The sequence below is a fragment of the Lysobacter niastensis genome, assembly GCF_031457115.1.
Lineage (GTDB): Bacteria > Pseudomonadota > Gammaproteobacteria > Xanthomonadales > Xanthomonadaceae > Lysobacter_J > Lysobacter_J niastensis_A.
In genome coordinates, this window is the sequence record NZ_JAVDVY010000003.1 from 74755 (window position 1) to 96808 (window position 22054).

The window sequence follows — 22054 nt, forward strand, 5'->3', positions numbered from 1 at the left end:
CGGGCCCGTGTCAGGCCGCGTTGTCGCGGCGGATGTAAGGGGCCTCGCCCGTATCGTGGTCCGTGGCGTCACGCACCGCGGTCACACCGGGTACCTTGCTCAGCAGGGTCTTCTCGATGCCTTGTTTCAGGGTTACATCGGCCATGCCACAACCGTGGCAGCCACCACCGAAGCGCAGCACGACCACGCCGTCGGCGGTCACTTCCTGCACCGCGACATGGCCGCGATGCGAGGCAAGCTGGGGATTGATTTCCTGCTCGACGATCCAGTGCACGCGCTCGACCAGCGAGGCCGATTCGACAGGCGCCTCACCCTTGATCTTGGGCGCACGGATCTGCAGCTGGCCGCCGGTGGCCTGGGTCTCGTAGTCGATCTCCGCACCATCGAGATACTTCACGCTGGGCGCATCGAGCCACAGGGTGAACCCGTCGCAGTCGATCGCCCATTCGTCGCCCTGCAGGTCACCTGGCTCGGCGAACTCCAGGCGGACATCGGCCTTGGGCGTCCCCGCATGGACCGCTGACAGGCGGACGCCCAGGCCCGGCAGGGCCTCGCGCTCGATCAGCTTGCGGAAATGGGTCTGGGCGGATTCGGAAATGTTGATCATGGCGCTATTCTACCGAGGTCCGCGCGACCGTATGGCGCGCCTGCATCCCACGACCACGACGGATGTGTTCCATTCAGTCGGTGTGTCCGCCGCCAGGAAACCAGCATGAACGATCTCGTCCCCCTCGCCCAGGCCCACTGTACCGCCCGCCGCGGCAGCGAGCACCGGCTCAGCGAGGCGCGCGTGCGCGAGCTCATGCCGGAGATTCCCGGCTGGGAGGTGGTCGAGGACGGCCATGCGCTCTCCAAGACCTTCCAGTTCAAGAACTACTACGAAACGATGGCCTTCGTGAATGCCCTGGCGTACATGGCCCATCGCGAAGACCACCACCCCGATCTCGGGGTGCACTACAACCGTTGCGTCGTGCGCTATTCGACCCACGACGTCGGCGGCCTCAGCGAGAACGACTTCATCTGCGCGGCCAAGGCCGAGGAGTTGTCGTCATGAAAGCCCCCGCTCTCCCCGATCGCCGGGGTTCCCGCGGCACCACCCTTGCCCTGATCGCATCCGCCCTGTTGCTGGGCGGATGCCAGAAGGCCGCACCGCCCCCGCCCGTGACGACCACCCGCCCGATGGCGATCGACACGCCGCCGCCGGTCTATCCGGCCGAGCTGGCGTGCGAAGGCACGGGCGGCCAGGTACTGCTGATGCTGACCATCGGCGTGGAAGGCAAGCCGACCGAAGCGCGGATGCTGCGCAGCAGCGGCGTTGCCGCACTGGACGCTGCAGCACAGGACGCCATACGCAACTGGCGCTTTGAGCCCGCCAAGGTCAACGACCGCCCGCAGCCGGCGAAGATCAATGTGCCTATCACGTTCACCCCGCCGGCAATCCGCCCAGCGGAGTGCTTCGTGCTCGACGAGAAGCGCAAGGACAAGCTCTGAAGCCGCTCGCCCGGCCGGATCTCACGCGGTTTGATCAGCCTGATCAGGCCAGGCGGTCCAGCACGTCGATCAGTTCGGGCGCCAGCGGGGCGATGAGCAGGTAAGGCTCGCGTCCGCCATCGAGCGCGAACTCCAGCGTCGAGGCATGCAGGAACATGCGTTTCAGCCCGACCTGTTCGCGCAGGCGCTTGTTGACCGCGGGATCGCCGTACTTGTCGTCGCCGGCAATTGGGTGACCGATGTGCTGGGAGTGCACGCGGATCTGGTGGGTGCGGCCGGTTTCGATGCGCACCTCGCAGTAGGACTGGCCACCGCGACGCTCGAGCACTCTGAAGTGGCTCAAGGAAGCCTTGCCCGCGGCATTGACCTGCACGTGCCGCTCGCCGCCCTGACGCAGGCCTACGTGCAGGGGTGCATCCACCGTCATCACGCCATCTGGCATGCGCCCGGTCAGCAGGGCGAGATAGCGCTTGGCTATACCGCCCTCCTCGCGCATCAGCGCCTGCAGCTCAGTCAGGGCCGAGCGTTTCTTGGCCACGACCAGCAGGCCAGAGGTATCGCGGTCGAGGCGGTGCACCAGTTCCAGAGTCTGGCCAGGACGCAGGGCGCGCAGGGTCTCGATGGCACCGAAGCTGATGCCGCTGCCGCCGTGGCTGGCGACGCCGGCGGGCTTGTTCAGGGCCAGCAGGCGGGCATCCTCGAAGACGATGGCCGCGTCCAGGGCGTCCATGAATCCTTTCGGCGGGGCCGCTTTCTCGCCCGCCTCGGCCAGCCGCACCGGCGGAATCCGCACCTCGTCGCCCGCGGCCAGCTTGCGCTCGGCCTTGGCGCGGCCGCCGTTCACGCGAACCTGGCCAGACCGCACCAGCTTGTAGACCAGTGATCGCGGCGCGCCTTTGAGCTGGCCGAGCAGGAAATTGTCGAGGCGCTGCCCGTCGCGATCTTCCGGGACGCGCACGGTACGCGCCCCGGAGGCCGCTGTTGAGGAAACTGAATGGGTCATCCGGGAGGGGTTATCTGTTACACTCGCGACGCGAGATAAGGTTTTGATTTCGCAGGAAGTTGTCACCTGATAGGCCGAAAGCCCTTTCCTGCGATTCTGGTCCGCGTCTAACCACTGCCCACGGGGCAGCCATGTTAGCAAGCGCAGCCCGGCGGAACCGACCCTCGCGCGGCGGGTCCAACCCACCGTGATGAACATCGCCCCGTGCGGCGCCCGCGCCGCCGGCCTGTAGTACGAACACAATTTAGAGAGAAGCGCTCCCGCGGCGTGCCGTGGTGTCGTAGCGCTGGAAAACTTGAAGCCCCGCCGCGCAGGCCCCCCCGCGCAGGCTGGCTTGCGGTATCCAGAGGCGAAACGCCCACGGCGTTCCGCGGCCGCAGAACGCGCAAGCGTTCTGCGCCGACCACGCGCAGGAGCGCGCGAGGAACGCAAAATGAAGCGAATGCTGATCAACGCGACGCAGGCAGAAGAACTGCGCGTTGCCATCGTAGACGGCCAGACCCTGTACGACATCGACATCGAACAGCCGGCCAAGGAACAGAAGAAGTCCAACATCTACAAGGGCCGCATCACCCGGCTCGAACCCTCCCTCGAAGCCGCCTTCGTCGAATACGGCGGCGAGCGACACGGCTTCCTGCCGCTGAAGGAAATCTCCCGCGACTACTTCGCAGCGGGCGTCGACCACAACAAGGCCGGGCTGCGTGAACTGTTGCGCGAAGGCCAGGAAGTGGTTGTCCAGGTCGATAAGGAAGAGCGTGGCAACAAGGGCGCCGCCCTGACCACGTTCATCTCGCTGGCCGGCCGCTACATGGTGCTGATGCCCAACTCGCCCACCGCCGGCGGCGTCTCGCGCCGCATCGAGGGCGACGACCGCGCAGCACTGAAGCAGGCCATGGACAGCCTGAACATCCCCGACGACATGGGCGTGATCATCCGCACCGCCGGCGTTGGCCGCGATGCCGAAGAGCTGCAATGGGACCTGGACTACCTGCTGCAGGTCTGGAAGGCGATCGCCGAGGCTGCGCTGACCAAGCCGGCACCGTTCCTGATCTACCAGGAAAGCCGCCTGATCATCCGCGCCCTGCGCGACTACATGCGCCCGGACATCGGCGAGATCCTGGTCGATACCGACGAGATGTACGCCGAGGCGCGCGACTTCGTCGAACAGGTGATGCCGCACAACCTGCGCAAGCTGAAGAAGTACGGCGACGACACGCCGCTGTTCAACCGCTTCCAGATCGAATCCCAGATCGAGAACGCCTACGAGCGTGAAGTGCGCCTGCCGTCCGGTGGCGCGCTGGTGATCGACCAGACCGAGGCGCTGACCGCCATCGACGTCAACTCGGCGCGCGCCACCAAGGGCGGCGACATCGAGGAGACAGCGTTCAACACCAACGTGGAAGCGGCTGAGGAAGTCGCCCGCCAGATGCGCCTGCGCGACCTCGGCGGCCTGGTGGTGATCGACTTCATCGACATGGCCTCGAACAAGCACCAGCGCGACGTCGAGAACCGCCTGCAGCACGCCCTCAAGCAGGATCGCGCGCGAGTCCAGATCGGCCGCATCTCCCGCTTCGGCTTGCTTGAGTTGAGCCGCCAGCGCCTGCGTCCGTCGCTGGGTGAGTCCAGCCAGATCGTCTGCCCGCGTTGCGAAGGCCACGGCCGCATGCGCAGCGTCGAGTCGTTGTCGCTGTCGATCCTGCGACTGGCCGAAGAGCATGCGATGAAGGAAAACACCGGCCAGGTGCTGGTGCAGGCGCCGACCGAGATCGCCAACTACCTGCTCAACGAGAAGCGCCGTGCGCTCAGCGAAATCGAGCGTCGCCACGATTCGCCGATCGTCATCGTGTCCGACGAGCAACTGCAGACGCCGCACTACGAAGTCACGCGCATTCGCGAGAACGAGCTGGGCGAGGAGTCGAGCAAGCCGAGCTACCTGCGCAGCACGCCTCGCAAGCTGCCGACCTATGCCCTGACCAAGGCGCATCTGAACATCCCGGCCGCACCGGTGGTGACCAACGTCAAACCGGCCCAGCCGGCACCACTGCGCGAACCGCGCGAGACGCCCGTTGCCGCCGCCCCCGCTCCGGCTCCCGCGCCGGTCGCAGCGCCGACGCATTCGATCGGCATGGTGGAACGCATCCTGCGCTTCTTCCGTGGCGCGCAGCCCGTAGCCGCCGAACCGGCACCGGCCGCACGCACGCAGGACACCCGTGGCCGTAACGAACGTGGCGATCGCAATCAGCGCCGCGACCGCAACGATCGACAAGGTCGCCGCGAGGAGCGCCGCGAAGAGCAACGCCGCGACAAGCCGCAACAGCAGGCGGGACAGCAGAAGCAGCCGCCGCAGCAGCAGCCGCAGCAGCCGAAGCAGCAATCGCAAAAGCAGCAGGGCCAGCAGCAGAAGCAGCAGCAATCGCAGCAGCCCAAGCCTCAACAGCAGGCTGCGGCCACCGCACAAGCTGACGACCGCGCCCAGCAGAGCGCGCCGCGCCCGCCGCGCAACGAGCCCAAGCCTGCCCCGGCAGCAAAGACCGAACCGGTTGCCGCCGCCAAGGTCGATGCCCCCGTCGTCGCTCCGGTCGCTGCCCCCGTCGACACCACCACGCCTGCGGTCGCCAAGGCGGCCGTCGAAAGCGTGGAGGCCGTGAAGATCGAAGCCGCCGCCGTCACCGCGCACGAAGCAACCGCTGCTGTTGCCGGTGCCGATGCTGCCGGCGAAGGCGGTAGCCGCCGCCGTCGCGGTCGTCGCGGTGGCCGTCGTCGTCGTCGCGGCGGTGGTGCGGGTGAAGCCGCCGCCGGCGAGGCGCAACTGCATGACGATTCGGCATTCCTCGACGACGAGGAAGACGAAGCAATGGAAACGTCGGAGATGTCCGAGGCGTCCGAGGCACCGCGCGCACCGGTCGCGCAGCGCTCGCAGCCGGAGTTCGACTTCGACGACGTGCCTGCACCGCGTGCCGCCGCTCCTGCCGCACCGACGCCGGCCCCGAGCAGTCCTGCTCCTGCCGCGTCGATGCCGAGCAGCCCTGCTCCCTCGACGCCGGTGACCGCCGTCGCCGCTCCCGCCGCGATGGCCGCCGCCATCACCGAAGCGGTGCGCCAGACCGCGCCCGCTTCGCCGGCGCCGACCGTCGAGAGCGAGCCTGCCGCTGCCCAGCCGCAGGCGCCTGCGGCACCGACGGCTCCGTCGGAGGAAACTATCGAGGTCGAACCGACCGAAGTAACGCCGGAGGTGGTGCCACCGCCGACGGTGGTCGAAGAAACGGTCGTGGAGCCGGTGACCGTCCCGGCACCGGTCGAAGCCGATCCTACCCGTACAGCGGAAGATGCCGAGCCAACGCGCAGTGAAGACGCTGCCGACGAACCGGCACCGGACGACGCTGCCGCCATCGTCGAGCCTGCGTCGGCCCCGTCGGTGCGGCCGATCCCGCAGACCGGCGGCCTGTTCGATCCGCCGTCGGCACCCGCCGACGCGGCCGTGTCGGGTGCGGAACAGACACATCCGCAGGGTTCCGACGACGACGACGGGAAAGCCGAGCGTCACGGCTGAGTTCTCCGATACGCAGCAAAAAAAACAGGTCGCATCAGCGGCCTGTTTTTTTTTGGGGCGTCGGGGACGCTTAGATAGCCTGCGCGGGATCCGTCAGCCCGTACTGGCCGACCATTCGCGCCAACGCGATGTTGTCGTGGATGCCCAGCTTCTCGAACAAGCGGGTCTTGTGCGTGTTGATGGTCTTGGCGCTCAGGCACAGGCGCTTGGCGATGTCTTCCTGGCGCAATCCCTGCACGAGCAGCAATGCCACCTCGAGCTCGCGCGGCGACAGCTCATCGAATGGCGATCCGCCGCCATTGATGCCGGCCAGTGCGAGGTTCTGCGCGACGCTGCTGGCCAGGTAGCGCTTGCCGCGCGAGACATCGCGCACCGCGCGCACCAACTCGCCCGCATCGCCGCCCTTGCCCACGTAGCCCGATGCGCCAGCTTCCAGCAGGCGCTTGGGCATCGGTCCGTCTTCCAGCACAGATACGATGATCACGCGCGGCCCCTGATCCATCTTCACCACGCGTTCGGTGACCTCGAGCCCGCTGACGCCCGGTAGGTGCAGGTCGCATAGCACCACGTTGGGCTTGAGCTTGCGTATCAACGGCAGCGCCTGCTCGCCGGTGTCGACGTCGCCCACTACTTCGATGTCGGTTTCCGCGGAAAGGATCATGCGCATGCCGGTCCGCACCAGCGCATGGTCGTCGACGATGAATACTCGAATGGTCATCCGATGGCTCCCTGCTCCCTGGGTGCGACCGAGGCTACTGGCCAGCGGCAAGGCACGCAACCAATGGCACATTCGATGTCTGTGACTCTATGCACACTGGCGTTTCTGTCTGGGAAGGAGCCTGTCATGCCTTGTCGTCCCCCGTTCCATGGTTTTGTCCTTGCCGCCACGCTGGCACTCACCGCGTGCGCCCATGCGCCCTCGACCTCCGCTGCACATAACGCGGACGCAGCCTCGCCCGTCGCTGGCGGGAATGCCTCTGCGACGTCGTGGCTGTCGGACGTACAGTCGATGGCCAACGCAACCGACAACGCCGGGCGACGGCAGGCGATCGAGCAACGTCTGGATGCGTTGGGATTGCCCTGGCACCGCCGCACGTTCAAGTCGGGCGAACACCAGGGACAGAACCTGTTCGCCGAAGTGGGAGACGCGGCGGATTCGCCGTTGCTGCTGATCGGTGCTCACTCCGATCGCGTCGCCGTCGGCAAGGGGGCCACCGACAATGCATCCGGCAGCGCGACCGTGCTGGCGTTGGCCGAACGTTTCAAGCGCGAGCCGCTGCGGCATCACCGCGTCGTGGTCGCGTTCTGGGATCTGGAGGAGGTCGGCCTGCTCGGCGCCAAGGCCTATGTCGCCGATGGACACGAGAAGCCGGTGCTGTACGTCAACTTCGATGTGTTCGGCTGGGGCGACACCCTGTGGATGATGGCACCGGATTCCGACGGAGCGCTGGTCGCCGATACCGCGGCCGCCGCTGCAGGCAACGGTTTGAAGCTTTCGGCCGGGCAGCAGTACCCGCCTACCGATCACCTGCCCTTCCTCAAGGCCGGCTGGCCGGCGGTGTCCTATTCGCTGATCGGCGGTGACGAGATCGCGCCCATCCTGGCGGCCTATGCCGGCGAGAAGCCGAAGGCTCCGGCCAAGGTCATGCGAGTGATCCACAGCGATGCCGATGTCATGGTCGAGATCGACGCGCAGCAGGCGATTCGCGGGGTCGATGCGGTCGAGGATGCGCTGCGTCGGTGGGACGCAGCCGACCCCGGCGCACGCCAGGCGAAATGAGGATCGATGTCCGGAAACGGCGAGCGACCGTTTGGCCAGCCGGTGAACATGGACGGCGTTGCCCTACTCGCTCTGGAGACCACACATGACCATTACTTCGGCGTTTGAAACCTTCCGCCGATTGCACGGCAACGGCGTGCTGCTGCTCGCCAATGCCTGGGATGCCGGCACGGCGCGCCTGATCGAAAGCCTGGGCGCCCAAGCCATCGCCACCACCAGTGCCGGCGTGGCCTGGTCGCATGGCTATGCCGACGGCGACCACCTGCCGGTATCGCGACTGGTGGCGACGGTGACCGACATCCTGCGCGTGGTGCGGGTGCCATTGAGCGTGGACATCGAAGGCGGTTACTCGGACGATCCGGCCACCGTGGCCGGGACTGTCGCGCGCCTGGCCGATATCGGCGTCGCCGGCATCAATCTGGAAGACGCAAACGCATCGCCCGACCTGCTCTGCGCCAAGATCGAACACATCAAGCGCGCGTGCGCGCGGGCTGGCACAAACGTCTTCGTCAATGCGCGTACTGACGTCTACCTGCGCGGACTCGCGCCCGCCGGCGAACGCGTGGAACCGACGCTGGCCCGGGCGACGCGCTATCGCGAAGCCGGCGCCGACGGCCTGTTCGTGCCGGGCGTGGCCGATCGCGGCGAGATCGGGGCGATCGCCGCGGGTGCTGGCCTGCCGTTGAACGTGCTGCTGCGCCCCCAACTGCCCGACCTCGACGATCTGGCGTCTCTGGGCGTTCGACGCCTGAGTGCGGGCTCGGACCTGGCCGAATTCGCCCACGGCGTGACCCGACAGCTCGCCGAGGGCTTCCTGCGAAGCGGGCGGTTGGCTCGCGTCACGGCCGAAGCGATGGGTTACGGCGATCTCAACGCGCTGTTTGCCGATCGCTGATCGCGTCCGGCGCACGCTTCACAATCGGGAGCCCGTGGCAAGGCTTTCAGGCAAGCCTTGAACCCCAACCGGTGCTGCATGAATGGGCCTGCCTACGAACAACCTCGAAATCCAGCTGCCGTCGATCCGGCCGGCATGGCGTCCCCTGGCCGATTGGTGTCGCCACTCAACGAAGCGCTGCGGCACCATCAAATTCGGCACATCCAAAGGCCACAAGTCGACAGGATGTGCAGCAGCAATCACCTTGCGGCGAGCTGGTAGATCAAGCCCGCCGCGCGCATGAACCCCATCCGAATCCACCTCGCTATTCATGGAACTGTCCGGCGGAGACCCCGTCGACCTGTCATGAAATGACAAGTTGATGTCGTCGATTGGCAAGAATTGCGCCAACGCCCTCCCTATAGTCCAAGGCAATCGCCCCCTACGAGGGGCTCCCATCCGGGATTTCGCGGCGCTTTAAACGCCGGTGATCTGGAGGGGATTTGGACCACAACAAGGGGGAAGGGGTGGAAGTGAAGTCAGTTAACGCAAAGAAGACGTCGTCGAAGATGTCAAAGCGCATGCTCAGCAGCATGATCGTGGCCGTGCTCGCGGCCTCGGGCAGCGCCGGGGCCGTTGAATTCAATACCGGGAACCCGGATCTGGTCCTGCGCTGGGACAATACGATCCGCGTCAACTTGGCCAACCGTGTCGAGGGCCAGGATCGCGAGATCATCAACAGCCCGAACTTCGACGATGGCGACCGCAATTTCGATCGCGGCATGGTGTCCGAGCGCCTCGACCTGCTGAGCGAGTTCGACCTTGTCTGGCAGGACCGCTTCGGCTTCCGCGTCAGCGCCGCCGGCTGGTATGACGCGGCCTACGAGGATCTGGACAACGATCACCTGGTCTCGTCCAACCACCTGGTCAACGGGCGGGCGGCCTTCGGCCTGAGCGACGAGACCGACCGCTACTTCCACGGCCCGTCGGGCGAGATCCTCGACGCCTTCGTGTTCGGCAAGTTCGATATCGGCCAGGTGCCGGTCAACGTCAAGCTCGGCCGCCACACCGTGTTCTGGGGCGAGGCCATGCTCAATCCGGTGCACAGCCTGAGCTACGGCCAGTCGGCGCTGGACCTGGGCAAGCTGTTCTCGGTGCCGGGCACCGAAGCCAAGGAACTGTTCCTGCCGCGCGAAGCCGTCTCGTTCCAGGTCCAGGCCACGCCCGAACTCTCCTTCGCCGGTCAGTATTTCTTCGACTGGGAGCAGGCGCGCATCCCCGAATCCGGCTCGTTCCTCGGCTTCAACGATCATCTGCTGCGCGGCGGCGAGTCCTTCATCTTCGGCCCAGCGGCAGTGACCGCGGCCAACCCGCTGGGCGTCAACCGCCTGGTGCGCGGCGAAGACAGCGATCCGGACAAGCACGGCGACTGGGGCATCTCCTCGCGCTGGAGCCCGCAGTGGCTCGATGGCACGCTCGGCGCCTACTACCGCGAGACCGCCGACATCCTGCCGCAGGGCAACGCCACGCCGGCGGTACGACCCGCCACGCCTCCGGGCCTGTGCCGCGCACTGGGCGCTTCGCCGCTGGGCCCGCCCACCTCGACCACGTGCTACATCAACCCGTCCGCAGCGACCGTACCGGAAGTCCTGGGCGGCACCATCGGTCGTTATGCCGCCGCTTACGCCGACGACATCAAGATCTACGGCCTGAGCCTGTCCAAGAACCTGTGGGGCGTCAGCTTCGGTGCGGACCTGAACTACCGCGAGAACATGCCGCTGCTCAGCGATACCGTCAGCGTGCTGCCGGCATCGTTCGCTCCGTTCGCGGCGGTCCTGCCGGCGGGCAGCCTGTTCGCCCCGCCTGCGGAAGGCGAAAGCGGCGGCGCGCGCGGCAACACCTGGCACGGCGTGCTCAACGGCTTCGCGACGTTCGCCGAGTCGCCGGTGTGGGATTCGGCCAACCTGATCGTGGAACTGGTCTGGAACCACTGGAGCGACGTCACGCAAAACGCCGCCGTCTTCAAGGGTCGCAGCAACTACACGGTCATCGGACCCGCCGGCACGCCGGTGACTCCGGCCGACAAGGTGACCAAGGACTTCTACGGCCTGGCCGTCAACTTCAATCCGACCAAGTACCAGGTCTTCCCGGGCGCCGACCTGTCGCTGCCGATCAGCTACTCGCAGGGCGTGAGCGGCAACTCCGCCGTGCTGCTGGGCGGTAACGAGGATGCCGGCAGCTATTCCTTGGGCGTGGCCATCGACCTGCGTTCCAAGTACCGCTTCGATCTGAAGTACGTGGACTTCATCGGCGAAACCACCGCCAACCCGGCTGCCCAGATCACTTCCAGCGGCGGCGCCAATTCGCTGCTCACGGACCGCGGTTTCGTGGTCTTCACCTTCAAGACCACGCTGTGACGGTCCTTCAGACATTGCAGAGGAACACACCATGAAATTCACCAAAACCCTGCTGGCCGGCGCGCTGCTGGCCGTACTCGGCACCGCCCAGGCAGTGAGCCCGGAAGAGGCCAAGAAGCTCGGCACCGACCTGACCCGCGTCGGCGCCGAAAAAGCCGGCAACGCCGACGGCACCATACCCGCCTATACCGGCGGCCTGACCACGCCGCCGGCCAGCTTCAAGGCCGGCAGCGCGGTCCGCACCGACCCGTTCGAGAGCGAAAAGCCGCGTCTGACGATCACCGCGGCGAACATGGCCAAGTACCAGGGCCAGTTGACCGTCGGCACGCAGGCGCTGCTGAAGAAGTATCCGAAGTACCGCCTCGACGTGTATCCGACCCACCGCACCGTGGCGCTGCCTGATCGCGTGCTGGACAACACGCTCGCCAACGCGACCCGCGCCAGCACCAAGGACGGCGGACTGGGCATCTCCGGTGCCATCGGCGGCTATCCGTTCCCGATCCCGAAGAGCGGCTACGAGGCGATGTGGAACCACCTGCTGCGCTACGTCGGCGTGGCCAGCAACTTCAAGTACGACAACTGGAACGTGGACTCCTCCGGCACGCCGGCGCTGGCCACCAGCGGCAAGCTGTTCGTCGAGTACCCGTACTACGACCCGAAGAACACCAAGCCGGCCGAAGAAACCGATGTCTACTTCGAGACCAAGATCTTCTACAACGCCCCGGCACGCCGCGCCGGCGAAGCGCTGATGGCGGTGGACGTGGTCAACCCGCTCAAGCGTCCGCGCCGCGCGTGGCTGTACCTGCCGGGCCAGCGCCGCGTGAAGCTCGCACCCGACATCTCCTACGACACGCCCAACCCGGGCACAGCCGGCTCGGCGACCTACGATGATTCGTGGATCTTCAACGGCGCCATGGACCGCTTCGATTTCAAGCTGGTCGGCAAGAAGGAGATGCTGGTTCCGTACAACACCTACCGGCTGACGTATCACAAGAAGGCCGCCGAGGTGACTACGCCGCAGTTCATCAATCCGGATCTGGTGCGCTGGGAACTGCACCGCGTCTGGGTCGTGGAAGCCACGCTCAAGCCGGGCAAGCGACACATCTACCACAAGCGCACGTTCTACCTCGACGAGGACAGCTGGACCGCCCTCGCCGCTGACCAGTACGACGCCAACGGCAAGCTGTACCGCGCCTCCTTCGCGCACATGTCGCCCAGCTACGACGCCAAGACTCCCAATGCCGAGACCCAGACGTTCTACGACCTGACGTCGGGTGTCTACAACATCAGCTTCCTGATGGGTCCGCATGGCGGCATTCAGTACACCAATCCGCTCCCGGTCAACCAATGGTCGCCTGATGCGCTGGCCGGCGCCGGCATCCGCTGAACCCTGAAGCACACGGCCTCCGGCGGCGGCTTGCCAGCCGCCGGAGCCTGCTCTTCCAGGCTGTCCTGTCTCAGAACGAAATCATTCTTATGAAGCACCCTGCCCTAAGGCTGGCCGCTGTGGCCGGACTGGCGACGTTGCTCGTCGCAACGGCGGCTCCCGGCCGCCGCTTCACCGATGTGCTCGATCAACCCGCCACCATCAGTCCGTTGGCCGCGCAGCGAGTGCTGCAGGCCAGCGCCATCGCCGGTCAGCGCATGGTCGCCGCCGGCGCGCGCGGCCACATCGTGTATTCCGACGATCAGGGCACGTCCTGGCACCAGGCGAAGGTGCCCGTCAGCGCCGACCTGACCGCGTTGCATTTCGTCGATGCGCGCCAAGGCTGGGCCGTGGGCCACGAAGGCGTGGTGTTGCACACCCGCGACGGCGGCGCGTCCTGGCAACTTCAACTCGATGGACGTCGCGCCAATGCGCTCGTGCTCGAGCACGTGCGCAACCTGCCCGCCGACACCGATCCCGCCGTGCTCGAATCGTTGAAGGCCGAGGCCGAGCGCGCAGCGGCGGAAGGCCCGAGCCGGCCGTTCCTCGATGTCTGGTTCGCCAACGACCGCGAAGGCTACGTCGTCGGCGCCTACAACCTGATCTTCCACACCGCCGACGGCGGCAAGACCTGGGAGCCCTGGATCGATCGCACGCAGAACGAACGCTTCTACCACCTGTACGGCATCCGCGGCAGCAGCGACGGCGTGTACATGGTCGGCGAACTGGGACTGGCGCTGCGCCTGGATCCCGCCTCCGGCCGCTTCACCGCGCTGCAGACCCCGTACGAAGGCAGCTACTTCGGCCTGCTGACCAAACCCGGACTCGTGCTCGCCTACGGCCTGCGCGGTACCGCTTACCGCTCGCTAGACGGCGGCAAGAACTGGGAATTGGTGAACACCGGCATCACCACTTCGATCACCGCCAGCAGCGTCACGCCTGACGGCCGCCTGCTGCTGTGTTCCATGGCGGGCGACGTACTGGTGAGCGACGACGACGGTGCGCATTTCCGCCGTCTTCCCTTGAAGGCGGCCATGCCCTGCACCGGCCTGGCCGTGTCCGGCGATGCGCTGGTCCTGAGCGGCCTGCGCGGCGTACGTGTCGTACGCCCCGAACTGTAATTGTTGAGGATTTAACGTTGGATATGTCACCCCCCTCCCTCGACGGGATGCCGGTCGTTCGCACGATCGAGGATTTCGACCACCGTTCGGGTCATGTTTTCGAGCGAGCGATCTTCAACAACCGTCTCCTGATCGTCGTCGCGTGCGCACTGCTGACCGTGCTGCTCGGCTTCCAGGCCACGAAGCTGGCGATCAACGCCGGTTTCGAGAAGATGATTCCGCACGGTCACGCGTACGTAAAAAATTACCTGGAAAGTCGCGGCAGTCTGCGCGGCCTGGGCAATTCGGTGCGCGTCGTGGTCGAGAACACCGACGGCGACATCTTCGATCCTACGTACCTTGAGGTCCTCAAGCAGGTCAACGACGAGTTGTTCCTGAATTCGGACGTCGACCGTGCGTGGATGAAGTCGATCTGGACCCCGGCCGTGCGCTGGAGCGAGGTCAACGAGGAAGGTTTTGTCGGCGGGCCGGTGATGCCCGACAACTACGACGGCACGCCCGCCTCGGTCGATGCGCTCAAACTCAACATCCGCCGCGCCAACATCGTCGGCAACCTGGTGGCCAACGACTTCCGTTCGAGCATGGTGTTCGTGCCCCTGCTCGAGCGCAACGCGGACACGGGTGAACGGCTGGACTACCACGCGTTCTCGCAGAAGCTGGAGCAAAGCGTCCGCACCAAGTACGAAGTCGCCGGGAAGGGCAAGGTGAAGATCCACGTCATCGGCTTTGCCAAGCTGGCCGGCGACCTCATCGAGGGCCTGGTCAAGGTCGCAAGCTTCTTCCTGGTGGCGGCATTGATCGCCGCGCTGATCATCTTCCTGTACACCCGCTGCCTGCGCAGCACGGTGCTGGTGGTCGCCTGCTCGGTCGTCGCCGTGGTCTGGCAGCTGGGCCTGGTGCGCCTGTTCGGCTTCGAACTGGACCCGTTCTCCGTGCTCGTGCCGTTCCTGATCTTCGCCATCGGCGTCAGCCATGGCGCACAGAAGATGAACGGCATCATGCAGGACGTGGGTCGCGGCACCCATCGCCTGGTCGCCGCGCGCTACACCTTCCGTCGCCTTTTCCTCGCCGGCCTGACCGCGCTGCTGGCCGACGTGGTCGGTTTCGCGGTGCTGATGACAATCGACATTCCGGTGATCAAGGAGCTGGCACTGACCGCCAGCATCGGCGTCGGCGTGCTGGTGTTCACCAACCTGATCCTGCTGCCGGTGCTGCTGTCCTACGTCGGCGTCAGCCCGGCCGCCGCCAAGCGCAGCCTGCGCGAGGAAGACGAAGAGGCGCACGGTCGCGGTTTCGGCGCGTTCTGGAACTTCCTCGATAAATTCACCGAACGGCGCTGGGCGATTGGCGCGATCACGGTCGCGGTGGTGCTCGCCGCAGGCGGCCTGTGGATCAGCCGCGGGCTGCAAATCGGCGATCTGGATCCGGGCGCGCCGGAACTGCGCAAGGATTCGCGCTACAACCAGGACAACGCCTACATCACCAAGAACTACGCGCTGTCCAGCGACCTGTTCGCGGTGATCGTCAAGACCAGGAAGGACGCCTGCCTCAACTACAAGACGCTGGTGCAGGCTGATCGCCTGGGCTGGGCGCTGCAGCAGGATCCCTCGGTGCAGACGACCGTGTCGCTTGCCGACGCGGTGCGCAACATCACCGCCGGTTCGTTCGAAGGCAACCCGAAGTGGCTGACCCTCAACCGCAACCAGGACGTGATCAATTACTCGGGCCAGCAGGCCACGGTGTTGAATCCGGACCTGTTCAATACCGAGTGCTCGGTGCTGCCGGTGATCGCCTTCCTCGCCGACCACAAGGCCGACTCGCTCAAACGCGTGGCCGCGATCGCCGAGGACTTCGCCGCGCGCAACAACGATCCGGACGTGACGTTCAAGCTGGCCGCAGGTTCCGCCGGCATCGAGGCGGCCACCAACGAAGTGGTTAGCCGCGCCAGCCGTTCAATGCTTTTGTACGTGTACGGCGCGGTGGCGCTGCTGTGCTTCGTCGCGTTCCGCAGCTGGCGCGCGGTGATCGTCGCGGTGCTGCCGCTGATCCTGACCTCGATCCTGTGCGAGGCGCTGATGGTGCAGCTCGGCATCGGCGTCAAGGTCGCGACCCTGCCGGTCATCGCGCTGGGCGCCGGCATCGGCGTCGACTACGCGCTGTATCTGCTCAGCGTGCAGCTGGCGCAGCAGCGCGCCGGCCTGCCACTCGCCGCCGCCTACCGGCGCGCGGTGATGTTCACCGGCAAGGTCGTCGCTCTGGTCGGCATCACGCTGGCCGCCGGCGTCATTACCTGGGCGTTCTCGCCCATCAAGTTCCAGGCCGACATGGGCATCCTGCTCACCTTCATGTTCGTGTGGAACATGATCGGCGCCCTGGTGCTCATCCCCGCGCTCTCGCATTTCCTGCTGCGCAAGGTGGAGGCATGACATGCTCGGTTTGATGCAGGATCACAAGCTGCTGGTCTCGTCGCTGATCGAACATGCGGCGTGCTGCCACCCCGACGCCGAGATCGTCTCGCGCACGGTCGAAGGGCCGATCCATCGCTGCACCTACGGCGATATCCATCGGCGCTCGAAACAGGTCGCCAATGCGCTGGGCGCCCTGGGCGTGCAGCACGGCGACCGCGTCGCCACGCTCGCGTGGAACGGGTACCGGCACATGGAGTTGTACTTCGGCGTGTCTGGCTCGGGTGCCGTGCTGCACACGGTCAACCCGCGCCTGTTCCCCGAGCAGCTCGAATACATCATCAACCACGCCGAAGACACGGTCCTGTTCTTCGACCTGAGCTTCGTGGCACTGGTGGAAAAACTGCTGCCGCGGCTGAACACCGTGCGCACCTTCGTGGTGATGACCGACCGGGCGCACATGCCCGAGTGCGCCATCCCCGGCCTGCTGTGCTACGAGGACCTGCTGGCGGCCCAATCCGATAGTTACGTCTGGCCCGATCTCGACGAAAACACCGCCACCTCGCTGTGCTACACCTCCGGCACCACCGGCATGCCCAAGGGCGTGCTGTATTCGCACCGCTCGACCGTCCTGCACGCGTTCGGCACCTGCACCGTGGACAGCTTCGCCATGTCGCGGAACGAAACCGCGTTGCTGGTCGTGCCGATGTTCCACGTCAACGCCTGGAGCATGCCCTACGCCGGCGCCATGAGCGGCGCCAAGCTGGTCATGCCCGGCCCTGCCCTCGACGGCGCCAGCGTCTACCAGTTATTGCGCGACGAGCAGGTCACGCTCGCACTGGGCGTGCCCACGGTCTGGATGATGCTGTTGCAGCACGCCTCGACCGCGGGACTGAAGCCGATCGACGAGTTGGCGCTGCGTCGCGTCGTGATCGGTGGCGCCGCCGTGCCGCGGGCGATGATCGAGGCGTTCGAGCGCAACTTCGGTGCCTCCGTCGTGCATGCCTGGGGCATGACCGAGACCTCGCCGGTGGGCACGCTCTGCAACCTGCTCCCCAAGGACCGTGCGCTGCCGCTGGAACAACGCCTGAACGTGCAGGCCAAACAGGGCCGCGCCGTATTCGGCGTCAGCCTCAAGCTGACCGGCGAAACCGGCCAACGCCTTCCGCATGACGGTCAGGCAGCGGGGCATCTGAAGATCCGCGGACCGTGGATCGCCAAGGCTTATTACCGCGATGAAGGCGGTCCGATTCTCGATGACGAGGGCTACTTCGATACCGGCGATGTCGCGACGATCGATCCGGATGGCTACATGCAGATCACCGATCGCTCCAAGGACGTGATCAAGTCCGGCGGCGAATGGATCTCCTCCATCGCCCTGGAGAACGCCGCCATGGGTCACCTGATGATCGCCGAGGCCGCCGTCATCGGCATCGCGCACCCGAAATGGCAGGAGCGGCCGCTGATGCTGGTCGTCGTCAAGCCCGGCCAACAGCTGGAGCGCGAGTCCGTGCTGCATTACCTCGAGGGACGCGTCGCCAAATGGTGGCTCCCCGACGACGTGGTGTTCGTAAAGGACCTGCCCCACACCGCCACGGGCAAATTGCACAAGGCCGTGTTGCGCGAGCAGTTCCGCGACTACCGTTTCCAAGACGCTTGATAAACATCAGGTCGGGGCACCGCGAGGCGCCAATGGAAGCTTTATGGACGACCGCGTAAGAAAGCTTAAGACCCCAGCAGAGTGCGAGAGCTTTGCAAAGAACGCCAAAGGGCAAGGTCGCGACGATCTTGCCCTGCAGGCCAAGCAGCGCGCTGTCGAGCTGCGGGCAGTCGCATACGGCGCCACATCAGACGCAGAGCGCGCATGTCTGGAAGCGGTCTTTGCCTATGAGGAGATTCTTTCAGCCAGGAATGGCAAGCGCACACGCGCATCAAGAACTTGGCAAATGATCAAGCGGCATGGAATCATCGCTGCAACGGAACGCGCAGTCGATCGGCCCGATGAGACTGCTGGGTTTGCTGCGCTCGAAGAAGCCGGCCTAGGCCAATACGCGTTTGAGGCGGTGATCTTGCGCCACCCTGACCTGTTCTCGGAGAGCGCACTGGTTCGTTCTCGTGAGCGTATGTCCGGGTTTGGTGCCTGACATTCAAGCCGAAGCCGCTTCGCGGCTCGGCCTGGTTTCAGGCGCCCCGCTCACCGCCCGCACTGCTCAGCGATCGAGCCTTCCGATCAGCTCCAGCGCCTGCGGCCACTCGCCGAAGCCTGCGGCCGGATTGAGATGGCCGACCGGGCCGAGATCCTCAAGCTCGCTTCCCCACTCCTGCGCCAGCGCCTGCGCGCGCTCGAACGCGCACAGCGGATCGTTGCGGCTTGCCACGACCAGACTCGGGAACGGAAGCGGACGGCGCGGAATCGGTAGCCAACCGTGATCGCGCAACGTGTCCGTGGTCGGATAGCCCTCCGGGAACGGATTTTCCACGTCCGCCGGCGTGGCCAGCAGCGCACCTTTGATCGAGTGCGGCTGAGCCGTCTGTGCCCAGTGCGCCACCATCATCACGCCCGCGCTGTGGGCGACCAGGATCACCGGGCCATCGATGGCACGCAGCGCCCGATCCAGGGCCTCGACGCGCGCGATGCAACTGAGCTTGTCCTGCTCCAGCGGCGGCACGGTATGCACCTTGGGCAACTTGGCCGCCAGCAGGGTCTGCCAGTGCTCAGGCACGTGCTCGCGCAGCCCTGGGACGATGAGGACAGTGGAATCAGTAGTCATGGATTTCCTCACGCAGTAGATTGCCGGTGTCGGTCCGGCCTCGAAAACTCGGGTGTGTAGCCGCAGGAAACACGGTCCCGCCGCCGACCAGCCGCACGGTTACCGGTTTATGCGCAGGCACAGTCGGCCGCGATCGATTCCTGCACGCCATGGCTCATGGCGTCGAACAGGATGGCGGCGTCATGCGCACCGGACAGCGACAGGCGCCCGTTGAACACGAAATGCGGCACGCCCGGGACGGCGGACTCGGCCGGAGCGTTGCATGCGTAGTCCAGCTTCACGTCGCCGAGCTGATCCGAAGCTACCCCGACCTCTTCGGCCAAACTCCGCAATGTCGCAGCGTCGCCGATGTCCTCGCCGCGCTGGAAGTACGCGACAAACAGACGTTCGAGCAGCGCCTCGTACAGCGCCGGCTGGCCTAGCGTCGCGACTCGACGCAGCAGATCGATCGCCCGCGCCGTGTTCGGCATGCGCTGGATCGCGGCCATATCGAGTTCCAGACCGGCCTTGCGCGCCGCCATTTCGATCTGCTGCCGACGTTGCCGAACTGCTTGCGGTGATCCCAGGCGCCGTTCGTAGAACTGCGCGAACGGCAGCCCCTGTTCCGGCACCTCGGGCAACAACTGCACTGGTTGCCAGACCGATTCCACGACGACTGCGGGGTACTTCTGCACCAACCGAGCCCGCGCGGCCTCGAAGTGGCGCTTGCCGATGAAGCACCAGGGGCAGATCAGGTCGAAATGGATGCCGATCGTGACTTTGCTCTTGTCGCTCTCGGCGCTCACGTCGGCGCCTCGGCGCCGCCGCAGGTGTGCACATGCCGTCCTACCTGCTGGACGTCGGCCAGGTAATGCCGCTTGGCGAAGTAGAACACCGCGGCCGCGGCCACGCTGATCAGCGGCACCAGTTGGAATGCCTTCGCCAGACCCATCTGGTCGGCGAGCATGCCGGTGACCAGCGGCCCGGCGGCGAGCCCGAGCAGGTTGTTGACCAGCGTCAGCATCGCGAACGCAGTGCCGTGGATCGGCAGCGGCGTGAGATTGGCGACCATGGCCCCGGCGGGGCCACTGGTGCCGGCTGCCACGAACATGCCCAACGCGATCATCACCAGTTGCGGCGTGCCGTGCGGCAGCGCGAACGCCAGCGACAGAAGCACGCAACTGGACAGGGCGTAGGCGATCGCCAGGCTGAACTTGTGTTCCGGCCCGCTCCGGCACAGGCGGTCGCTGAGCATGCCGCAGGCGATCATGCCCAAGCCTGCGACCAACACGATCAAGGCCGCCACGCCGCCGGCGGCATCGGTCGCCATCGCGTAGTAGCGGTTGAGGTAGCTTGGAATCCACACGATGACGGTGCCACCGACGAACAATTGCAGGCCGCTGCCGATGTAGGCGCCGACCACCGAACGGCTGTTGACCAGGCTGCGCAGCGGCACCTTCGCGGCTGGCAGCTCACTGGAGCGCGACTCATCGGTTCGCGACGGCGGCGCAATGCGTTTTTCGCGGACGATGATCGGGTACAGCAACGCCAGTACCAGACCGAACAAGGCCATCGCGGCGAATGCCCAGCGCCAGCCCAGGTGCGCGGCCACGGCCCCGCCCAGCGCCATGCCCAGCACCGAACCGAACATGCCACCGGCCATGAACGCGCCTGTCAGCGTGGCCCGCATGTGCTTGGGGAACACCGATAGCACCACCGCGATGCCGACGCTGCCATAAGCCGCCTCGCCGACACCGACCAGGAAACGCGCCACCAGCATCTGCGGGTACTGCTGCGCCAGGCCGCAGGCAAGTGTCGCCAGGCTCCACACGGTCGCCATCACCGCCAGGCTCTTGACGCGCCCGAACCGGTCGGCAAGCAGCGACAGCGGAAACGTCAGCAGTCCCACCATCAGCGCCACGATGCCGCTGAGCAGACCCAGTTGCGCATCGGACAGCACCCACTCCTGCTTGAGCAGCGGAAACACTGCGTTGAGCACCTGCCGGGACATGTAGTCCGACAGCAGCAGGCCGAAGCTCAGCGCGAACACGACCCAGGCATAACGCCGCGGGATGCGCGCGCCGGGATCGTCGTCGCCGTGACTGGGAAGGGAGTGGTAAGCCATGTGGTGCAACCTGTGCTTCGGTAAGCGGGATTTCTAAGCGTGTTTCATGCGGGCTGCGGCACGCCCTTCCAGACCGGCCAGCGGTTCGGTGCGAAGCCGTTCGCTGCCAGCGTCTCGTCGGCATCCTTGTAGAACGTGCCGATCTTGTAGATCGCGCGCGCCTCGGCTGCCGTGGCGATGTCGCGGCCGAATTCGCGCGAGATCCGCACCAGTTGCTCGATCTGCGCGACGCTGCTCATCTTGCCATCGCGGCGCTGGGTCCAGATGTTGTCTTCGTTGCCGCAACGCACGTGCAGGCCCATGGCGATCGCCATCATGTTCAGCGGCAGCACGTTGAGCATCGACGACTCCAGCGTCAGCACCGCATCGTCCGGGCAGGCGCGTACGAAACTGGCCAGGTTGTAGAGGTTCGGCGCATCGAAACCGCCGCCGATCGCCACCCAGGTCAGGATCAACGGCACGTTGCAGGTGCCTCTGCGCATCATGCGCTCGACCGTCTCGATCTGGGTGGTGTTGGCGAGCTGGAAGTGGGTCTGGATGCCGTTGGCCGACAGCCGGCGGATGTGTTCCTCGACCCACTCCGGACCGGCCGGAATGGTCATCTCGCGATAGGCGCGGAAGCCCTCCGGCGTGCCCAGAGAGGTGCCGGCGAGGTCGGCCTCGCACATCTGCTCGACCACGTTCATCTGGTTCGTGTTGATGGCGAGGGTCACCTGGTCCGGTGCCGGCGTCAGTTCCGCCAGCATGTGCCGGGTGTCGTCGGACAACCACTTGGCCACGTTGCCATCGCCTTCCGGCGCGAACGAGATCGAACCGCCGACCTGCAGGATCATGTCGGGCACGCGGGCACGGATGCCGGCCAGCAGCTCGTTGAACATGGACAGACGCTTGGAGCCCTTGCCGTCGAGTTCGCGCACGTGCACGTGCAGCACGGTGGCGCCGGCGTTGTAGCAATCGACCGCCTTCTGGATGTGCTCCTCCATCGTCACCGGGATGTCCTCCGGGAAGTCGGACGGCATCCACTCCGGGCCATAGGGCGCGGCGGTGATCACCAGCTTGGGCTGGTTCTCGGGGAACAACGATCCATCGAGGAATTTCATGGTTTTCTCCGT

Annotated in this window: 19 protein-coding genes; 11 read left to right on the forward strand and 8 right to left on the reverse strand. The window is 65.9% G+C overall.

Going from position 1 to position 22054, the window contains the following annotated elements:
* Positions 1-10 precede the first annotated feature (10 nt).
* The gene (locus J2X06_RS14935) at positions 11-607 is read right to left on the reverse strand and encodes an NfuA family Fe-S biogenesis protein (protein WP_310063784.1); all 597 of its coding nucleotides are present in this window, start codon (positions 605-607) and stop codon (positions 11-13) included.
* A 105-nt stretch (positions 608-712) separates the two neighbouring features.
* On the opposite strand from J2X06_RS14935, the gene J2X06_RS14940 reads away from it, so the two are divergent.
* Positions 713-1054, forward strand: coding sequence for a 4a-hydroxytetrahydrobiopterin dehydratase (locus tag J2X06_RS14940; protein ID WP_310063785.1), 342 nt, complete (start codon positions 713-715; stop codon positions 1052-1054).
* A complete protein-coding gene (locus J2X06_RS14945; RefSeq protein WP_310063787.1) occupies positions 1051-1491 on the forward strand; it encodes an energy transducer TonB in 441 nt (146 codons plus the stop codon). The genes J2X06_RS14940 and J2X06_RS14945 overlap by 4 nt, the downstream gene beginning before the upstream one ends.
* Positions 1492-1534: 43 nt before the next feature.
* Here J2X06_RS14945 and J2X06_RS14950 read toward each other — a convergent pair whose 3' ends face one another.
* Entirely contained in the window at positions 1535-2494 is a 960-nt protein-coding gene (locus J2X06_RS14950; protein ID WP_430539606.1) for an RluA family pseudouridine synthase, read from the reverse strand.
* A 433-nt stretch (positions 2495-2927) separates the two neighbouring features.
* Between J2X06_RS14950 and rne the strand changes: the two genes are divergently transcribed.
* Positions 2928-6044, forward strand: a complete 3117-nt coding sequence (rne, locus tag J2X06_RS14955; protein WP_310063790.1) for a ribonuclease E — start codon at positions 2928-2930, stop codon at positions 6042-6044.
* A 70-nt stretch (positions 6045-6114) separates the two neighbouring features.
* Here the strand turns inward: rne and J2X06_RS14960 are convergent, their stop codons facing one another.
* On the reverse strand, positions 6115-6762 hold the full coding sequence (locus tag J2X06_RS14960; protein WP_310063792.1) for a response regulator transcription factor: 648 nt from the start codon (positions 6760-6762) through the stop codon (positions 6115-6117).
* A 291-nt stretch (positions 6763-7053) separates the two neighbouring features.
* On the opposite strand from J2X06_RS14960, the gene J2X06_RS14965 reads away from it, so the two are divergent.
* Together J2X06_RS14965 and J2X06_RS14970 are read left to right on the forward strand one after the other, a co-directional pair.
* Positions 7054-7824 carry a M28 family metallopeptidase gene (locus J2X06_RS14965; protein WP_310063793.1) on the forward strand — a complete coding sequence of 257 codons (771 nt, stop codon included), beginning with the start codon at positions 7054-7056 and terminating at the stop codon, positions 7822-7824.
* A gap of 85 nt (positions 7825-7909) precedes the next feature.
* The gene (locus tag J2X06_RS14970) at positions 7910-8719 is read left to right on the forward strand and encodes an isocitrate lyase/PEP mutase family protein (protein WP_310063795.1); all 810 of its coding nucleotides are present in this window, start codon (positions 7910-7912) and stop codon (positions 8717-8719) included.
* A gap of 18 nt (positions 8720-8737) precedes the next feature.
* On the opposite strand, the gene J2X06_RS14975 is transcribed toward J2X06_RS14970, so the two are convergent.
* Positions 8738-9031 carry a hypothetical protein gene (locus tag J2X06_RS14975; protein ID WP_310063797.1) on the reverse strand — a complete coding sequence of 98 codons (294 nt, stop codon included), beginning with the start codon at positions 9029-9031 and terminating at the stop codon, positions 8738-8740.
* Positions 9032-9267: 236 nt separating this feature from the next.
* Here J2X06_RS14975 and J2X06_RS14980 point away from each other — a divergent pair, with 236 nt between their 5' ends.
* The 6 genes from J2X06_RS14980 to J2X06_RS15005 all read left to right on the forward strand — a co-directional run bounded on the left by J2X06_RS14980 (position 9268) and on the right by J2X06_RS15005 (position 18211).
* Positions 9268-11115, forward strand: a complete 1848-nt coding sequence (locus tag J2X06_RS14980) for a DUF1302 domain-containing protein (RefSeq protein WP_310063798.1) — start codon at positions 9268-9270, stop codon at positions 11113-11115.
* Between the two features lie 31 nt (positions 11116-11146).
* A complete protein-coding gene (locus tag J2X06_RS14985; RefSeq protein WP_310063800.1) occupies positions 11147-12502 on the forward strand; it encodes a DUF1329 domain-containing protein in 1356 nt (451 codons plus the stop codon).
* 89 nt (positions 12503-12591) lie between these two features.
* Complete coding sequence (locus J2X06_RS14990; RefSeq protein ID WP_310063801.1) at positions 12592-13662, forward strand: WD40/YVTN/BNR-like repeat-containing protein; 1071 nt, start codon at positions 12592-12594, stop codon at positions 13660-13662.
* A 23-nt stretch (positions 13663-13685) separates the two neighbouring features.
* Positions 13686-16088 (forward strand): efflux RND transporter permease subunit, encoded by a 2403-nt coding sequence (locus J2X06_RS14995; protein ID WP_310063802.1) that lies wholly within the window; start codon positions 13686-13688, stop codon positions 16086-16088.
* A gap of 1 nt (position 16089) precedes the next feature.
* Positions 16090-17727: a 3-(methylthio)propionyl-CoA ligase gene (locus J2X06_RS15000; protein ID WP_310063803.1), complete on the forward strand. Its 1638-nt coding sequence runs from the start codon at positions 16090-16092 to the stop codon at positions 17725-17727.
* Between the two features lie 43 nt (positions 17728-17770).
* Entirely contained in the window at positions 17771-18211 is a 441-nt protein-coding gene (locus tag J2X06_RS15005) for a hypothetical protein (protein ID WP_310063805.1), read from the forward strand.
* Positions 18212-18277: 66 nt separating this feature from the next.
* Here the strand turns inward: J2X06_RS15005 and J2X06_RS15010 are convergent, their stop codons facing one another.
* The 4 genes from J2X06_RS15010 to J2X06_RS15025 all read right to left on the reverse strand — a co-directional run bounded on the left by J2X06_RS15010 (position 18278) and on the right by J2X06_RS15025 (position 22042).
* A complete protein-coding gene (locus tag J2X06_RS15010; protein ID WP_310063806.1) occupies positions 18278-18838 on the reverse strand; it encodes an RBBP9/YdeN family alpha/beta hydrolase in 561 nt (186 codons plus the stop codon).
* Positions 18839-18945: 107 nt separating this feature from the next.
* Positions 18946-19623 (reverse strand): DsbA family oxidoreductase, encoded by a 678-nt coding sequence (locus J2X06_RS15015; RefSeq protein ID WP_310063807.1) that lies wholly within the window; start codon positions 19621-19623, stop codon positions 18946-18948.
* Complete coding sequence (locus J2X06_RS15020) at positions 19620-20942, reverse strand: MFS transporter (RefSeq protein WP_310063808.1); 1323 nt, start codon at positions 20940-20942, stop codon at positions 19620-19622. The genes J2X06_RS15015 and J2X06_RS15020 overlap by 4 nt, the downstream gene beginning before the upstream one ends.
* A 44-nt stretch (positions 20943-20986) precedes the next feature.
* Positions 20987-22042 carry a 3-keto-5-aminohexanoate cleavage protein gene (locus J2X06_RS15025; protein ID WP_310063810.1) on the reverse strand — a complete coding sequence of 352 codons (1056 nt, stop codon included), beginning with the start codon at positions 22040-22042 and terminating at the stop codon, positions 20987-20989.
* Between the last annotated feature and the right edge of the window lie 12 nt (positions 22043-22054).

Bases quoted from the DNA above. Each gene is read 5' to 3' on its own strand.
- J2X06_RS14945 (WP_310063787.1), top strand. From the start codon at position 1,051: ATGAAAGCCCCCGCTCTCCCCGATCGCCGGGGTTCCCGCGGCACCACC.
- J2X06_RS14975 (WP_310063797.1), bottom strand. From the start codon at position 9,031: ATGAATAGCGAGGTGGATTCGGATGGGGTTCATGCGCGCGGCGGGCTT.
- J2X06_RS14985 (WP_310063800.1), top strand. From the start codon at position 11,147: ATGAAATTCACCAAAACCCTGCTGGCCGGCGCGCTGCTGGCCGTACTC.
- J2X06_RS14970 (WP_310063795.1), top strand. From the start codon at position 7,910: ATGACCATTACTTCGGCGTTTGAAACCTTCCGCCGATTGCACGGCAAC.
- J2X06_RS15025 (WP_310063810.1), bottom strand. From the start codon at position 22,042: ATGAAATTCCTCGATGGATCGTTGTTCCCCGAGAACCAGCCCAAGCTG.
- J2X06_RS14980 (WP_310063798.1), top strand. From the start codon at position 9,268: ATGTCAAAGCGCATGCTCAGCAGCATGATCGTGGCCGTGCTCGCGGCC.
- J2X06_RS14940 (WP_310063785.1), top strand. From the start codon at position 713: ATGAACGATCTCGTCCCCCTCGCCCAGGCCCACTGTACCGCCCGCCGC.
- J2X06_RS14935 (WP_310063784.1), bottom strand. From the start codon at position 607: ATGATCAACATTTCCGAATCCGCCCAGACCCATTTCCGCAAGCTGATC.
- J2X06_RS15005 (WP_310063805.1), top strand. From the start codon at position 17,771: ATGGACGACCGCGTAAGAAAGCTTAAGACCCCAGCAGAGTGCGAGAGC.
- J2X06_RS14995 (WP_310063802.1), top strand. From the start codon at position 13,686: ATGTCACCCCCCTCCCTCGACGGGATGCCGGTCGTTCGCACGATCGAG.
- rne (WP_310063790.1), top strand. From the start codon at position 2,928: ATGAAGCGAATGCTGATCAACGCGACGCAGGCAGAAGAACTGCGCGTT.
- J2X06_RS14950 (WP_430539606.1), bottom strand. From the start codon at position 2,494: ATGACCCATTCAGTTTCCTCAACAGCGGCCTCCGGGGCGCGTACCGTG.
- J2X06_RS14960 (WP_310063792.1), bottom strand. From the start codon at position 6,762: ATGACCATTCGAGTATTCATCGTCGACGACCATGCGCTGGTGCGGACC.
- J2X06_RS14965 (WP_310063793.1), top strand. From the start codon at position 7,054: ATGGCCAACGCAACCGACAACGCCGGGCGACGGCAGGCGATCGAGCAA.
- J2X06_RS15000 (WP_310063803.1), top strand. From the start codon at position 16,090: ATGCTCGGTTTGATGCAGGATCACAAGCTGCTGGTCTCGTCGCTGATC.
- J2X06_RS15020 (WP_310063808.1), bottom strand. From the start codon at position 20,942: ATGGCTTACCACTCCCTTCCCAGTCACGGCGACGACGATCCCGGCGCG.
- J2X06_RS14990 (WP_310063801.1), top strand. From the start codon at position 12,592: ATGAAGCACCCTGCCCTAAGGCTGGCCGCTGTGGCCGGACTGGCGACG.
- J2X06_RS15010 (WP_310063806.1), bottom strand. From the start codon at position 18,838: ATGACTACTGATTCCACTGTCCTCATCGTCCCAGGGCTGCGCGAGCAC.